The organism is Mycobacterium sp. NGS15 (genome assembly GCF_059813245.1).
In genome coordinates this window covers 597930-612444 of sequence record NZ_JCALEF010000006.1, presented here as the reverse complement: position 1 = coordinate 612444, position 14515 = coordinate 597930, and the positions used below count along the sequence as shown (strand labels likewise).

The 14515-nt window shown below is 62.8% G+C and carries 14 protein-coding genes; 9 read left to right on the top strand and 5 right to left on the bottom strand.

What is annotated here, in order from left to right:
• Positions 1-30: 30 nt before the first annotated feature.
• The gene (gene ku, locus AC5Y5C_RS20780) at positions 31-840 is read right to left on the bottom strand and encodes a non-homologous end joining protein Ku (RefSeq protein WP_499975924.1); all 810 of its coding nucleotides are present in this window, start codon (positions 838-840) and stop codon (positions 31-33) included.
• On the opposite strand from ku, the gene AC5Y5C_RS20775 reads away from it, so the two are divergent.
• On the top strand, positions 830-3166 hold the full coding sequence (locus AC5Y5C_RS20775) for an ATP-dependent DNA ligase (protein WP_499975922.1): 2337 nt from the start codon (positions 830-832) through the stop codon (positions 3164-3166). The two genes, ku and AC5Y5C_RS20775, sit on opposite strands and share 11 nt — an antisense overlap.
• On the opposite strand, the gene AC5Y5C_RS20770 is transcribed toward AC5Y5C_RS20775, so the two are convergent.
• Both AC5Y5C_RS20770 and AC5Y5C_RS20765 read right to left on the bottom strand, forming a co-directional pair.
• Entirely contained in the window at positions 3134-3463 is a 330-nt protein-coding gene (locus AC5Y5C_RS20770; RefSeq protein WP_499975920.1) for a DUF4873 domain-containing protein, read from the bottom strand. The genes AC5Y5C_RS20775 and AC5Y5C_RS20770 overlap by 33 nt on opposite strands.
• Positions 3460-4362: an AurF N-oxygenase family protein gene (locus AC5Y5C_RS20765; protein ID WP_499975919.1), complete on the bottom strand. Its 903-nt coding sequence runs from the start codon at positions 4360-4362 to the stop codon at positions 3460-3462. The genes AC5Y5C_RS20770 and AC5Y5C_RS20765 overlap by 4 nt, the downstream gene beginning before the upstream one ends.
• Before the next feature lie 109 nt (positions 4363-4471).
• Between AC5Y5C_RS20765 and AC5Y5C_RS20760 the strand changes: the two genes are divergently transcribed.
• From AC5Y5C_RS20760 to AC5Y5C_RS20735, 6 genes are all read left to right on the top strand, one after another.
• Entirely contained in the window at positions 4472-5122 is a 651-nt protein-coding gene (locus tag AC5Y5C_RS20760; RefSeq protein WP_078310402.1) for a TetR/AcrR family transcriptional regulator, read from the top strand.
• A 6-nt stretch (positions 5123-5128) separates the two neighbouring features.
• Positions 5129-5878: a precorrin-6A synthase (deacetylating) gene (cobF, locus tag AC5Y5C_RS20755; RefSeq protein ID WP_499975917.1), complete on the top strand. Its 750-nt coding sequence runs from the start codon at positions 5129-5131 to the stop codon at positions 5876-5878.
• 15 nt (positions 5879-5893) lie between these two features.
• Positions 5894-6847, top strand: coding sequence for an Fpg/Nei family DNA glycosylase (locus AC5Y5C_RS20750; RefSeq protein ID WP_499975915.1), 954 nt, complete (start codon positions 5894-5896; stop codon positions 6845-6847).
• Between the two features lie 9 nt (positions 6848-6856).
• The gene (locus tag AC5Y5C_RS20745; protein WP_499975914.1) at positions 6857-7606 is read left to right on the top strand and encodes an SDR family oxidoreductase; all 750 of its coding nucleotides are present in this window, start codon (positions 6857-6859) and stop codon (positions 7604-7606) included.
• Between the two features lie 55 nt (positions 7607-7661).
• Positions 7662-8570 carry a polyphosphate kinase 2 gene (gene ppk2 / locus AC5Y5C_RS20740; RefSeq protein WP_499975913.1) on the top strand — a complete coding sequence of 303 codons (909 nt, stop codon included), beginning with the start codon at positions 7662-7664 and terminating at the stop codon, positions 8568-8570.
• A gap of 175 nt (positions 8571-8745) precedes the next feature.
• Positions 8746-10317 carry a histidine phosphatase family protein gene (locus AC5Y5C_RS20735; protein ID WP_499975911.1) on the top strand — a complete coding sequence of 524 codons (1572 nt, stop codon included), beginning with the start codon at positions 8746-8748 and terminating at the stop codon, positions 10315-10317.
• A 23-nt stretch (positions 10318-10340) separates the two neighbouring features.
• Here AC5Y5C_RS20735 and AC5Y5C_RS20730 read toward each other — a convergent pair whose 3' ends face one another.
• The gene (locus tag AC5Y5C_RS20730; protein ID WP_499975910.1) at positions 10341-11393 is read right to left on the bottom strand and encodes an NAD(P)H-dependent amine dehydrogenase family protein; all 1053 of its coding nucleotides are present in this window, start codon (positions 11391-11393) and stop codon (positions 10341-10343) included.
• Between the two features lie 86 nt (positions 11394-11479).
• Between AC5Y5C_RS20730 and AC5Y5C_RS20725 the strand changes: the two genes are divergently transcribed.
• Together AC5Y5C_RS20725 and AC5Y5C_RS20720 are read left to right on the top strand one after the other, a co-directional pair.
• Entirely contained in the window at positions 11480-12328 is an 849-nt protein-coding gene (locus AC5Y5C_RS20725) for a TIGR03621 family F420-dependent LLM class oxidoreductase (protein ID WP_499975909.1), read from the top strand.
• A 49-nt stretch (positions 12329-12377) separates the two neighbouring features.
• A complete protein-coding gene (locus AC5Y5C_RS20720; protein ID WP_499975905.1) occupies positions 12378-12812 on the top strand; it encodes a pyridoxamine 5'-phosphate oxidase family protein in 435 nt (144 codons plus the stop codon).
• Here the strand turns inward: AC5Y5C_RS20720 and ctaD are convergent.
• Entirely contained in the window at positions 12809-14488 is a 1680-nt protein-coding gene (gene ctaD, locus AC5Y5C_RS20715; RefSeq protein WP_499975903.1) for an aa3-type cytochrome oxidase subunit I, read from the bottom strand. The genes AC5Y5C_RS20720 and ctaD overlap by 4 nt on opposite strands.
• Positions 14489-14515 lie beyond the last annotated feature (27 nt).

The following is a 14515-nucleotide window of genomic DNA, read 5'->3' as shown; positions in this document are numbered from 1 at the left end:
GGCGAGGCCACCCACGGGCGGCTCCGGTGACTAGTTGGTGCTGGCCTTCTCCGCCTGACGTTTCTTGACGCTGGCCTCGAGCTTGGCCAGCAGGTCGGAGACATCGGTGGTGTCGAGCTCGGTGGGCGCCTCTTCCTTGGTGAACGCCTCGCCGCCTTCGAGCTTGGCCTCGACCATCTCCAGCAGCTGCGATTGGTACGTGTCGTTGTATCGGCTCGGATCGAAATCGTCGGCCATCGACTCGACCACCTGCCCTGCCATCGACAGTTCGGCCGGTTTGATCTTCACTTCCTGGTCCAACACCGGGAAGTCGGGTTCACGAATTTCGTCAGGCCACAGCAGGGTGTGGATGATCATCACCTGACGCTCGCCGAAGTCCTTGACCCGCAATGCCGCGAGCCGTGTCTTATTCCGCAGCGCGAAATGCACGATCGCCACCCGATCGGTCTGCGCGAGTGTCTGGGCCAGCAGCACATACGATTTCGACGACTTGCTGTCCGGCTCCAGGTAGTAGCTCTTGTCGTACAGCAGCGGGTCGAGTTCGGCGGCGGGAATGAACTCCAGCACCTCGATCTCGCGGCTGGACTCGGCGGGCAGGCTTGCCAGATCCTCATCGGTGATGACGACGGTGCGCCCGTCCTCGGCCTCGTAGGCCTTGTTGATATCCCGGAACTCGACGATCTCACCGCACTCTTCGCAGGTGCGTTTGTAACGGATTCGGCCGTTGTCCTTGTTGTGGACCTGATGGAACTTGAGGTCGTGGTCCTCGGTCGCGCTGTATACCTTGACAGGGACGTTCACCAGCCCGAAGGCGAGGGAGCCCTTCCAGATGGAACGCATATCCCAAGTATGGCCCACGCAGCCAACTTCGGGACCTTCTGTGCGCCTTTCCAATGCGGAAAAGGTGCTGTACCCGGATGCCGGAACCACTCCGGCCACCACCAAGGCGGATGTTTTCAGCTACTACACCGCCATTGCACCCTTCATGCTGCCGCACATCGCCGGGCGCCCGGTCACCCGCAAGCGGTGGCCTAATGGAGTTGGACGGCCGTCCTTCTTTGAGAAGGACCTCGCGTCGTCGGCCCCCGATTGGCTTCCGCGGCGGCGCATCGAGCACAAATCCCGCTACGTCACCTACCCGTTGATCGACACCTCGGTGGGGCTGGCCTGGATAGCTCAGCAGGCGGCACTGGAGGTGCATGTGCCACAGTGGCGTTTCGCTGGCGAAAATCCAGGCCCAGCAACACGATTGGTGTTTGATCTGGATCCGGGCGAGGGCGTGGATCTGCCACAGTTGGCGAAGGTGGCTCGTGCGGTGCGCGATGTACTCGACGATATCGGTCTGACTACCTTCCCATTGACCAGTGGTAGCAAGGGCCTTCACCTGTATGTGCCACTGGCGCAGCCGGTCAGCTCATCCGGTGCGGTCACCGTCGCCAAAAAGGTCGCGGTCCAGCTGGAGCAGTCGATGCCGGATCTGGTGACCGCGACGATGGCCCGGGAACTACGTGCGGGCAAGGTGTTCGTGGACTGGAGTCAGAACAGCGGTTCCAAGACGACGGTTGCCCCGTATTCCTTGCGCGGCCGCGAGGCGCCGACCGTTGCCGCACCGCGTACCTGGGAGGAGTTGGAAGATCCGGAGCTGCGTCAGCTGCGGTTTGACGAAGTGCTGGCGCGCGCTCAACGTGACGGCGACCTGCTGGCAGGTCTTGACGATGTAGAGGTCATCGAGGACAGATTGTCCACGTATCGCAGCATGCGCGATCCCGCGCGTACCCCTGAACCCGTACCTGCCATCGAACCGCAGGCAGGCCACGACAGTTCATTTGTCATCCAGGAGCATCACGCCACCGCGCTGCATTACGACTTCCGGCTGGAGCGCGACGGTGTGCTGGTCTCGTGGGCGGTTCCCAAGAATCTGCCCATGGAACCCTCGATCAACCATCTCGCGGTGCACACCGAGGATCACCCGCTGGAGTACGGAACCTTCGAGGGCACGATTCCCAAGGGAGAGTACGGCGCGGGGGAGGTGACCATCTGGGACTCGGGCACTTACGACACCGAGAAGTTCATCGATCCACGTGACGATTCCGGGCCCGGCGGCGGGTCCAAAGGAGAGGTCATTGTCACCCTGCACGGCAAGCGAATCTCGGGCCGTTACGCGCTGATTCGAACCGGTGGCAAGCAGTGGCTGGCGCACCGAATGAAGGATCAGCGCTCCCCGGTAGACAAGCACCGGATGCCGGCCGACCTCGCGCCGATGCTGCCGGCTACCGGATCGGTCGCGGGACTGGCGGCCGATGAGTGGGCCTTCGAAGGCAAATGGGATGGTTACCGCCTCATCCTGGAATGCGACCACGGCCAGCTCAAGGCCTTGGCACGCAGCGGGCGCGACGTCACCGCGGAGTTCCCGGCCTTGCGGCGGCTCGCCCACGAGTTGGCCGATCACCGCGTGATTCTCGACGGTGAGGTAGTGGTGCTGGATTCGACGGGGCTGCCGAGTTTCTCGCTGCTGCAAAACCGGACAGCCGCTGCCGAGACGGATTTCTGGGCCTTCGATCTGCTGTATCTGGACGGAAAATCATTGCTGAGCACCAAGTATCGTGACCGGCGCCGATTGCTTGAGGTGCTTGGCGCCGGCACCGAGGCGATGACTGTGCCGGAACAACTTAACGGCAATGGCGCGGCTGCTCTGGCGCATTCGCATGACCAGGGATGGGAGGGTGTTGTCGCCAAGAGGCTGGATTCCACCTACGTTCCGGGGCGCACTCAGTCCTGGATCAAGGCGAAGAACTGGAGCAGCCAGGAGGTCGTCATCGGCGGTTGGCGTAAGGGCAAGGGTGGGCGCAGCAGCGGAATAGGCGCTCTGCTGATGGGGATACCGGACGGGAGTGGATTACGTTATGCAGGACGGGTGGGTACCGGGTTCACCGAGAAAGACTTGGCGTCGCTCAAGGCGCAACTAGAACCGCTGCACCGCGATGAATCGCCTTTTAGTGCACCGCTTTCCGCGGTCGAGGCCAAGGATGTGCAGTTCGTCGAGCCGGTGCTGGTTGGCGAGGTCCGCTACGGCGATCGCACGCCCGGTGGGATTCTCAAGCATTCCAGCTGGCGTGGTCTGCGCGCCGATAAGTCAGTTGGCGACGTCCAGCTCGATCTCGGGTAGCGGGTACGGCGGTGCGCCGACACCTGCCACCGAAAAGTGGCCCCATGGGGTCTGTTCGGTGATCCGACCCGGCGCGCTGGTCTCGCCCACGGCGATCGTGACCTGGGTGCCGCCTTTGAGCTCCCCGCCCTCCGGCTTGGCGTAAATCGTTCCCTGCCAGTGGAACTTGCCGTCCAGCGGGTTGAAGAACCCGATCAGCCGCACCCGGGACTCGACGGTGAAATCGCCCGTGGTGACTACGGCCATGCCGTCGAAGACGTCATCATCTTCCGTGTCGTTCCTGCCGTGCTCACTCACGCGACGAAACCCGTTCTGCGCCACATGCGCCGGGAGAGCGGGCCCATTAGGCCCGTCTCGTCAAGGAACTTGTACAGCGGGGCGAAGCCGGTCCGTGAGGCCTCCTGGAATGCCGGGTTGCTGCGGGCCACCCGCATGGTCTGCCTGCCGGGAAGCCCGACAGCCTCGTACATCTTCTTGTTGGTCAGCAGGTAGCGGAAGATGGGCCCGCCCAGGCCGTTGGTGAGCCGCAGCAGTACCTTGACGCGCTTGGGAGTTCGGTCCAGACGTTGCCGGATGCCATCACGCGCGAACTGAATGTGCCGAGCTTCCTCCGTGACATGAATACGCATGAGCCGCTGCACAAGTGGCTGCAGCTCGGGGTCGTCCATGATCTCGCGCTGCAAGGCATCGAAGATCTCTTCGCCGATCAGAGCGGCCACCCACAGCACCGGGCCTTTGAGTGCCAGTGGCAGAAGGTTGGCCATCGCCCGCTGGTGCCACGGCATCCGGTATGCCGGCAAGCCGGTCTTCTCGATAGCCTTGGCGAACATCGTCATGTGCCGGGTCTCGTCGCCGATTTCGGCGAGCGAGTAGAGGGTCTCGTGGCTGATGGGGTTGGCGTGCATCATCACCCGCAACAGGCCCTGGTTGAGCATGTTCTCGAACCAGATTCCCGTCGAGAGCAGGTTCACCATCTCGTGCCGCGACAGTTCGATCTGCTCGGCTCGCGACATGTTGTTCCACACGTCGGTGCCGTACAGCGAGACAACCTTGGGTGGCAGGTAGTACTTGTCGGGATCTAACGGTGCGTCCCAATCCAGGTCGACCATCGGCTGGTAAGACCGGCGCACGGAACCTTTGAGCAGCCGGTCTGAGTACTCCTCGCGCGTGGGGCCGTTATTGAGGGTTGCGGTCACCGTTGGCCGTCCTTTCCGTTAGGATGACAAACGTAAACGTTGCAGGTTGAGGCGTCAAGTGAGACGCGAAGTGCCACGTAATTTTTGTGGCGGACGAAAGTAGGCACCGATGAAAGTGAGCCGGTCGAGCCATCGTGGCCGCACCCGCGATCACGGCGAGATTCGCCGTCGAATCCTCGATGCCGCCGAAGAATGCTTGCTGGAACATGGCTACGAGGCGCGCCTGCATGCACTGATCGCCAAGAAGGCCGGTTTGTCGCGGCCCACTGTCTACAAGCACGTGGGAGACCAGGCCGCGATCATCGAGGCGCTGTTCCATCGCGAATTTCTGCGTTTCGGAGAGATTCTGGAACCGGTCTTCGCGACGGCTAAGACGCCGCGCACAGGATTCATCGATGCCATCGTGCGCATTGTCCAGCACGGTCGTCACCATCCGTTGCTGCAGAAGGGCCTCAAGGAGAACCCCGAACAGGTGCTGCCGTACCTGACGGTCAAGGCCCGGCCGTTCATCGACCAGACGACCGTGTTGCTGGCCCCGTACTTCCGCAAGTTGCTCACCGAGGAGCAGTTGGCCAGCATCAACGTCCGGGCCGCCGCCGAGTGGAGCTTCCGGATCGCCGCCTCGTTGTTGGTGACTCCCGGTGTCGTCGAGACCCAGAGCGACGAGCAGTTGGGCGATTTCATTGGCAACCTGCTCACGGTATCGGCGATCACCGAGGAGATCTCGGCGGTGTTGACTCCCAATTCGGCTGCTTCTTAAGTCGCGATGCGACGGATTCGCGTCATCGGGATCGGCGCAGGCCACCCCGAATACCTGACCGTGCAGGCCATCGCGGCGCTTAACGATGTCGACGTCTTCTTCGTGGCAGACAAAGGTGATACCAAGGGCGATCTGGTCGAACTGCGTCGCCATATCTGCGAGCGCTACATCACCGACCCGGACTATCGCTTCGTTGAACTGTCCGACCCGGTGCGCGGCAAGGGTGAATATCGGGGCGCGGTGACGCAGTGGCATGCCGAACGGGCTGCCTTGTGGGGCAAAGCAATTGCTTCCGAGCTGGCGGAGAACGAAGTCGGTGCCTTTCTGGCCTGGGGGGATCCTTCCCTCTACGACAGCACGCTGCGGATTCTGGACGCGATCCTGGCCAACGATCCCGAGGCATTCGCATACGACGTGCTGCCGGGCATTACGGCGATTTCCGCGCTCACCGCGCGGCACCGGATTGTGCTGAACGGTATCGGGGAACCGGTGCTCATCACGACCGGGCGCCGGTTGCTGGACGAGTGGCCCCGCACCGGAACCGTGGTGGTGATGCTCGACAGTGATTGCGCGTTTCGGCAGCTGGAGCCGTCGACACAGATCTGGTGGGGCGCCTACCTGGGCACCGAACACGAGCTGTTGGTGTCGGGGGCGGTCGGCGAGGTAGGTGCCCGAATCGCCGAGGTGCGTGCCTCGGCCCGGGCCGAACATGGATGGATCATGGACACTTACCTCCTGCGGAGTGTCGGCGAGTAGAGGCAGACTGAGCCCATGCCCGAACTACCGGAAGTCGAGGCACTCGCCGATTACTTGCGTCGTCACGCGACCGGGACCACCATCGCCCGCATCGACGTGTCGGCGTTCTCGGTGCTCAAGACCTTTGATCCGCCGATCACCGCCCTGTACGGCCGGACGGTCACGGGTGCGACGCGCTGGGGTAAGTACCTTGGTCTGCAGGCTGGGGACCTGTATCTGATTACCCACCTGTCGCGAGCCGGGTGGCTGCGCTGGTCGGACAAGCTGGCGGCAGCGCCACTCAAGCCGGGCAAGGGGCCCATCGCGCTGCGGGTGCACCTGGGAACACCTGGCGATGCACCGGGATTGAATGTCGCCGGCGCTGCGGCTCCCAGGTCGAATGTCGCCGGCGCTGCGGCTCCCGGGTTGAATGTCGCCGGCGCTGCGGCTCCCGGATTCGATCTCACCGAGGCCGGCACCCAAAAGCGTTTGGCCGTGTGGGTCGTGGCTGACCCGGCCTCTGTGCCGCAGATCGCCTCCTTGGGGCCCGATGCGCTCTCTCTGACCGCAGCCGGATTGGCCGATATCTTGTCCGGCACCACCGCACGTCTGAAGAACGTGATCACCGACCAGCGAGTGATCGCCGGGATCGGCAACGCGTACAGCGACGAGATCCTGCACGTGGCCAAGCTGTCTCCCTTCGCCAGCGGCAAGGCGCTCACCGAGGGCCAACGAACGGCGTTGTACGAGGCCATGCAGTCGGTTCTCACCGACGCGGTGGAGCGCAGTGCGGGCCAGCGAGCGGCGACTCTCAAGGGGGAGAAGCGATCCGGATTGCGGGTGCATGCGCGAACCGGCATGCCCTGCCCGGTGTGCGGCGACGTGGTGCGGGAGGTGTCCTTCGCCGATAAGTCGTTCCAGTACTGCCCGACATGCCAGACCGGCGGCAAGGTGCTGGCCGACCGTCGGCTCTCGCGGCTCCTCAAATAAAGTGACAACGTGACGCGACAGAAGATCCTTATCACCGGGGCGAGCTCCGGCCTCGGCGCCGAGATGGCCCGTCAGTTCGCGGCGAAGGGACGCGACCTTGCGCTCTGCGCCCGGCGCACGGAGGCCCTGGAAGAACTCAAGGCTGAGCTGTTGGCCGCCAACCCGGGGATCAAGGTGGCCGTGCGCTCCCTGGACGTCACCGACCATGACTCGGTGCCGGTGGTCTTCGGTGAGCTGCGCGAGGAGCTTGGCGGTCTGGATCGCGTGGTCGTGAACGCCGGTATCGCCAAGGGCTGGCATCTGGGGGGCGGCAAGTCGTGGGCCAATATCCAGACCATCGAAACCAATCTCATTGGTGCGCTGGTGCAAATCGAAGCGACGCTCGCGCTGTTCAAAGAGCAGGGCCATGGGCACCTGGTGCTCATCTCGTCGGTCACCGCGGCCAAGGGGCTGCCCGGCACCAAGGCCGCTTACGCGGCCAGCAAGGCCGGGCTCTCCTCATTGGGTGAGTCCCTGCGTGCCGAATACGCCAGCGGTCCCATCAAAGTCAGCACCATCGAGCCCGGCTACATCCAGACCGACCTGAGCGCCAAATCACCGACCACGCCGATGATGGTCGATACCAAGACCGGTGTGACGGCGATGGTGGACGCCATCGAAAGAGAACCCGGACGTGCCGCGGTGCCGCGCTGGCCGTGGGCACCCGTGACCCTGATCATGCGCCTGATTCCGCCGCGGCTGGCCGGACGCCTGGCCTAGTCCGGACCAGGGGTTTCCCACGTGGGACTTTATGCCCACGTGGGATGCTGAATCCATGTCCGATCAAGAGAAACCGAACGCCTCAGTCACGGTGGACTACGCCGCAGAACTTGATGAACTCGCGAGCCTGCGCGGTGGGATCAGTCGCACCAAAGAGGCCAAGGACGCCTGGAAGCAGGGCTATCCCTACGACGAGAAGCTGAGCCGCAAGGAGTACGAAAAGACCAAGCGCAAGCTGCAGATCGAACTGCTCAAGCTGCAACTGTGGGTCAAGGAGCGCGGCGAGAAGATCTGCATCGTTTTCGAAGGCCGGGACGCTGCCGGTAAGGGTGGGTCGATCAAGAGATTCACCGAGCACCTCAATCCCCGCGGTGCCCGCGTGGTGGCACTGGAGAAGCCGACCTCGGTGGAGCAGACGCAGTGGTACTTCCAGCGCTACACCGCGCACCTGCCCAGCGGCGGGGAGATCGTGCTGATGGACCGCTCCTGGTACAACCGGGCAGGTGTCGAGCGCGTGATGGGCTACTGCACGCCTGCGCAGTGCGCTGAATTCCTACGCGAGGCGCCGGAATACGAACGCATGCTGGTGAATTCGGGTACACACCTGATCAAGTTGTGGTTCTCGGTGAGCCGCAAGGAACAGTTGGCCCGCTTTGAGGCCCGGCGCACTGATCCCGTTCGGCACTGGAAGCTCTCGCCGACCGACCTCGCCTCCCTTGACAAGTGGGACGCGTACACCGAGGCCAAGGAGGCTATGTTCTTCTACACCGATACCGACAGTGCGCCCTGGACGGTGGTGAAGAGCAACGACAAGAAACGTGCCCGCCTGGAGGCGATGCGACACGTGCTCTCGCAATTCGACTACGACAACAAGGACGTGGAGATCGTGGGTGCCCCGGATCCGTTGATCGTCGGACCCGCCTCGGCCATCTTCGAAGAGGGAGAGAAGGCCGGTTCGCGTTAGCCGAGTCAAGCATTGAAGCACTGAATATTCAGCCCTGCAAGGGTTTTCGTTTAATATCTCGTTCTGGATTTGGTCACATCCATATGGTCCGCTCAGTGGGATGAAACATTGCCTAACTCGGATCGGGCATCGCTAATGTGAGCGCACTCACATGACCTATGGATGGGGATTCTCAATGCGTCAATCGAAAACGCGGGCAATGTCGCGTGTCCTGACGACGGTGATCGCTGCCGTCGTCTTCTCGATAGTTACCGCGGTTGTTGCCTGGGCGGCCGATCCGATGACCATTACCTTTGTGCGACACGGTGAATCCGAAGGTAACGCGTTAGGCAAGATTGACACCTCGGTCCCCGGGCCGCACCTGACGCCGACAGGCCAGCAGCAGGCCAAGGATGTCGCCGACAAGCTCGGTGGAGCCTTCGACGGCATCTATGCGTCGGACATGATCCGAACCCAGGAGACCGCTAAGCCCATGGAGGACAAACTGGGTGAAAAAGCCACGGTGCTGGGCGGTCTGCGTGAGATCGGCGCCGGCATCTTCGAGGGGCAATCGGAGAAGGACGGCATCGGCCGCATCGGATACATCGCCGCGCCCTTGATGTGGACGTTGGGCGCTCGCTTCGTGCCGGTGCCCGGGGGCGAGGACGGCAACGCGTTTGACGCACGTGTCGATAACTCGGTGAAGACGATCTACGAGAGCGGCGACCGTAATGCGGTGGTGTACTCCCACGGGGCCACCATCATGTTTTGGGTCATGATGAACGTCGACAACCCGGACCCCAGCCTGCTGCTTTCTGATCCGCTGAGTAACACCTCGGTGGTGAAGGTGGAGGGCACCCCCGAGGGCGGCTGGACACTCAAAGAGTGGAATGGCAAGCCCGTCAACCAGAATCCTTCGTTGCCGACCAAGCTGTTCGTAGATTTCCGCAACTTCTTCGTGCAGCCGCAGACGACGGCATACCGTATTCAGCAGGCGATCGCGACCGGCGATATCTCCAAGGTCGCCGATGAGGTCGCCAAGGGAGTGGTGGACGTCATCAAGTCCACGGTGCACTTCCCGGCGGCGGTGGCACGTGACGTCATCAACGAGGTACGCGGCGCGTTGCCGAAGGCGCTGAATCAACCCGTCAAGCCGGATGCCGCCGTGGCGGAAAACAAGTCGACTGCCGCGCGCGAATCTACGGTCAACACCGAGACCCATGAGTCGAAGTTCGCCGGCGTGAAGGTGATCGAGGCGAAGAAGCCCGCCACGGTGGTCGGGGCCGCGACGGAGAAGCCGGCCGGATCCGCCAAGCCGGTCACCAAGGCCGATGAATCGGGCGCACCGGAGCTGAAATCGCCTGAAGTCACGACGCCAGAAGCGAATGCATCGGAGACGAAGGAGCCCGCCGTCAAGGCTCCGGAGGTCACAACACCGGCCAAGGTCATTGCGCTGCCGAGTAAGCCGGTGAAGGCAAACGGCGCAACTGATCTGACCGACGGTAACAAGTCCGAGCCGGGCAAGACCCCCAACGGTGTGCAGAGGGTGAAGGAGCACCTCGCGGCCACGCTTCAGAAGGCCTCTGATGCGGTCCAGAAGATCACCGGTACGCCGTCCAAGTCCGAGCCTGCCGCGAGTACCGGCAACAAGAGTGAACCGGCGGGTGCGGAGTCGAAGGCCGCCACACCTGCCACCTCCAGCACATCGAAGAGCGGCGGGTCCGAGGAGTCGGGAGCCACCGGCTCATCTCATAAGGACGCTGCCTAACGAGCGGTCCTCGGCTCCGTCGGTCACCGATGGAGCCGAGGATGTGCTCTGCCCGCGATGAGCGGAAGGTCAAGGTACGACTTGAGCCCCGGCTGCGCCGCGCAGACATAGGGCACGGAGTTGACACAGTGCGCCGCCGTCGAGACCACGCCCTCGTTGGCGAGGAGCCCGGCCTCGACGCTGTGGGGATGAAAGCCGGTGATCGTGCACGATGACGAGGGAGTGCCGCGCACCTCGACCTCGTAGCGCGGACCACTGGGGCCGAAGGTCCAGGCGGGTTCCAAGTGTTCTTCGCCCATCAGCCAGTTCACGGCGATTCGTGCGACCGCCTCGTCCCCGATGAATGCTTCCCACGAGAATTGCTGACCGGCAACGCATCCTGGTCGGATGACACCTATCGGAGAATCGATGTCCACGGTGGCGACGGCGACCTTGAGATTGGGCCGGATCTCCACCTCTGCGAAGCCCATACCGTCGAGGATCATTCGTAGGGACTGTTTGAACCCGCCGCCCAGCAGTTTGGGCATCGGCCCGCTGATTGCCTCTTCGGGTGTGCCGCCAAACTTCATGATGTGTCGGATGACATCCGGCGCGCCATAGGTGCGGATGTCCGAGTACTCTTCGGCGCGCACGTAGGTGACGGCGGAGGTCATGGACGAGAAGATCAACGGATACAGATCAGTGATACCGCCGGGATCAATTCCGGTGCCGTGCAATGTGACTCCGGCCTGGCGGGCAGTGGCATCCAGATCATGGCCGGAACTGTCGGGGTAGAACCAGCCGACGGGGGTGACCACGTTCTTGCCTGAGGCGAGCAATGCCGCGACTTCCGACGGGTTGGGGAGTAGCGGGCTATAGATCACGCAATCGGCGTCTAGAGCGAGGATGTCGTCCAGACTATTGGTCGTGGTGACGCCGATGGGCGCCTGGCCGATGAGCTCGCCGACATCGACGCCGGTCTTCTGCGGTGAGTGCACCCAGCACCCCACCAGCTGTACTTCCGGGTGTGCGATCACCGCAGTGATCGCGGCCCTGCCCACTTCACCGGTCGCCCACTGGACCACTCGATAGACCATGTCATTGCCTCCTCGCAACCGGTAACCTCAGACCTGCATAACACCAAACAAGTGCTTGGTCCAGATCTTGAGAGGTGGGAATCTCGGTGATTAGACACGGATTTCGGTTTGGGACGAATCTGATCTCTCATGGGGATATTGGTCAGATTCGCGACCAGGTGCGGCAGGCCGAGGATTGCGGTGTTGACGTCATTGTGGTTCCCGACCACCTCGGTGTCGGTGCACCCTTCCCGGTAATGCTTGCCGCCGCGAGCGTTTCGACGACGATCCGGGTCGGAAGTTTCGTACTGACCACAGGTTTCTACTCTTCGCGTCTACTTGCGCGCGACATCGCGACGGCTGACCGGCTCACCGACGGTCGTGTTGAGATCGGATTGGGGGCCGGATATGTCCAGCAGGAATACGAGGCGGCGGGAGTGCCATTCCTGAGTCCGGCCGGACGTGTGCAGCAGCTCGCCGATGCCGTCGGCGCGCTGCGCGGGCTGCTTTCCAGCCCGCATCATTGGCCACGGCCAGTGCAGTCTCCCGTACCGATCATGATCGCGGGCAAGGGCGACAAGATTCTGAAACTCGCGGCACGGCAAGCCGATATCATCGCCATCTCCGATGCGAAGACGCGCGCCGATCTCGCCGAACGTGCCGCATACGTACTGGAGGCGGCCAGTCACCGCGCCGACTCGCCGGAGCTGAACCTGGGGATCTTCGATGTCGCCATCGGCCGCTCACCAGACTTGGGGCTCATGCGCGTATACCGGCCACATGATTCCGATGATCAGTTACTCGCATCGCCCACTCTGCTACACGGGTCCAAGGGGGAGCTCATCGAGCGGATCCTCGCACTTCGCGAAGAACTCGGCATCTCCTATCTGACGTATATGGGAGTGGATCCACGTGGACTCAAGGACTTTCATTCGCTGATCGCGGCCCTCCCGTAGGGACCTTCGCATCTAGTTACGGAGGCGGCGGTAGGCGATCATCGGCGTCATGACGCCCGATTCGCAACCCGTGACCCTGCTCGAGAAGTACGAAAGCTGGACCCTGCTGTCGAGCGCCAAGCTGGGCAGATTGGTGGTAGTGATCGATGGCAGACCCGAGATCTTCCCGATCAACTTCGTGACCCAGCGCGGCACCGTGCTGTTCCGGACCGCCGAGGGCACCAAGCTTTTCGGTGCGGTCGTGAGTGACGAGGTGCTCTTCGAGGCGGACGATCACAACGATATCGGTGGCTGGAGCGTCGTCGTGCGCGGTGCGGCACAGGTGCTGAACTCGTCGGCCGACATCGACGAGGCCGACCGGGGAGGACTGTACCCATGGATACCCACCGTGAAGCTGCATTACGTGCGGATCATCCCGGCACAGATCACCGGCCGCCGCTTCGTGTTCGGGCACGAGCCGGACGGCGGCCACGTTCCGGGCTAATGCCCGACGTGCGCCTCGGTGCGCATGCGTTCGGACATGTGTGGATAGTGCAGCTCGAATGCCGGGCGCTCCGAACGGATCCGGGGCAGCTCGGTGAAGTTGTGCCGCGGCGGCGGGCAGCTGGTGGCCCACTCCAGGGAGTTGCCGTAGCCCCACGGATCGTCGACCGTGACCACCTCGCCGTAGCGGTAACTCTTGAACACGTTCCACACGAACGGCAGCATCGACGAGCCGAGGACGAAGGCACCGACCGTTGACACGATGTTCAAGCCCGTGAAGCCATCGGTGGGCAGGTAGTCGGCGTACCGGCGCGGCATGCCCTCATTGCCCAGCCAGTGCTGCACCAGGAACGTGGCGTGGAAGCCGATGAACGTCAGCCAGAAGTGAAACTTGCCCAGACGCTCGTCGAGCAGGCGGCCCGTCATCTTCGGGAACCAGAAGTACACGCCCGCGAAGCTTGCGAACACGATGGTGCCGAACAAGGTGTAGTGGAAGTGCGCCACCACGAAGTACGAGTCGGTGACGTGGAAATCTATGGGGGGAGCGGCCAGAAGGACGCCCGTCAGACCACCGAAGAGGAAGGTGACCAGGAACCCGATTGAAAACAGCATCGGGGTCTCGAAGGTCAACTGCCCCTTCCACATGGTGCCGATCCAGTTGAAGAACTTGATACCGGTCGGAACCGCGATCAGGAAGGTCATGAAGGAGAAGAACGGCAGCAGCACCGCCCCGGTGGCGTACATGTGGTGTGCCCACACCGCGATCGACAACGCCCCGATCCCCAGGGTCGCAAAAACCAGGGTGGTGTAACCGAAGATCGGCTTGCGGCTGAACACCGGGAAGATCTCCGATACCACGCCAAAGAAGGGCAAGGCCAGCACATACACCTCGGGGTGTCCGAAGAACCAGAACAGGTGCTGCCACAGCAGAACACCGCCGTTGGCGGGATCGAAGATGTGTGCACCCAGGTGCCGGTCGGCGGCCAGCCCGATGGCGGCGGCGGCCAAGAGCGGGAACACGAGTAGCACCAGCACGCTGACTACCAGGATGTTCCAGGTGAAGATCGGCATCCGGAACATCACCATGCCGGGCGCCCGCATACAGACGACCGTGGTGATCATGTTGACCGCACCCAGGATCGTGCCCAGGCCGCCCACCGCGATACCCAGGATCCACAGGTCGGCACCCGCTCCGGGGGAGTGAATGGCGTCCGAGAGCGGGGTGTAGGCGGTCCACCCGAAGTCCGCGGCGCCACCCGGGGTGATGAAGCCGGCCATCGCGATGAGAGCACCAAACAAGAAGAGCCAGAACGAGAGTGCGTTCAGTCGCGGGAAAGCCACGTCGGGAGCGCCGATCTGAAGCGGCAGCACCACGTTCGCAAAGCCGAACACGATGGGCGTCGCGTAGAACAGCAGCATGGCGGTGCCGTGCATGGTGAAGAGCTGGTTGTACTGCTCATTGGACAGGAACGCCAGCCCCGGCATGGTGAGTTCGGCGCGGATCAGCAGCGCCATCAGACCGCCCACCATGAAGAAGGCGAAACATGTGACGAGGTACATGACCCCGATCAGCTTGTGATCGGTTGTGGAGACAAGTCTGTAGATAAGAGAGCCTTTAGGCCCTAGCCGACGGGGAAAGGGGCGACTTGCCGTCAGTTCGAGAGATGATGTAGCCACAGGAAACCTCCATACGGGACAGTGCGA

Coding starts and splice junctions, on each gene's coding strand:
- AC5Y5C_RS20735 (WP_499975911.1), top strand. CDS start 8,746: ATGCGTCAATCGAAAACGCGGGCAATGTCGCGTGTCCTGACGACGGTG.
- AC5Y5C_RS20720 (WP_499975905.1), top strand. CDS start 12,378: ATGACGCCCGATTCGCAACCCGTGACCCTGCTCGAGAAGTACGAAAGC.
- AC5Y5C_RS20730 (WP_499975910.1), bottom strand. CDS start 11,393: ATGGTCTATCGAGTGGTCCAGTGGGCGACCGGTGAAGTGGGCAGGGCC.
- AC5Y5C_RS20775 (WP_499975922.1), top strand. CDS start 830: ATGGAACGCATATCCCAAGTATGGCCCACGCAGCCAACTTCGGGACCT.
- ppk2 (WP_499975913.1), top strand. CDS start 7,662: ATGTCCGATCAAGAGAAACCGAACGCCTCAGTCACGGTGGACTACGCC.
- ku (WP_499975924.1), bottom strand. CDS start 840: ATGCGTTCCATCTGGAAGGGCTCCCTCGCCTTCGGGCTGGTGAACGTC.
- AC5Y5C_RS20760 (WP_078310402.1), top strand. CDS start 4,472: ATGAAAGTGAGCCGGTCGAGCCATCGTGGCCGCACCCGCGATCACGGC.
- cobF (WP_499975917.1), top strand. CDS start 5,129: ATGCGACGGATTCGCGTCATCGGGATCGGCGCAGGCCACCCCGAATAC.
- AC5Y5C_RS20750 (WP_499975915.1), top strand. CDS start 5,894: ATGCCCGAACTACCGGAAGTCGAGGCACTCGCCGATTACTTGCGTCGT.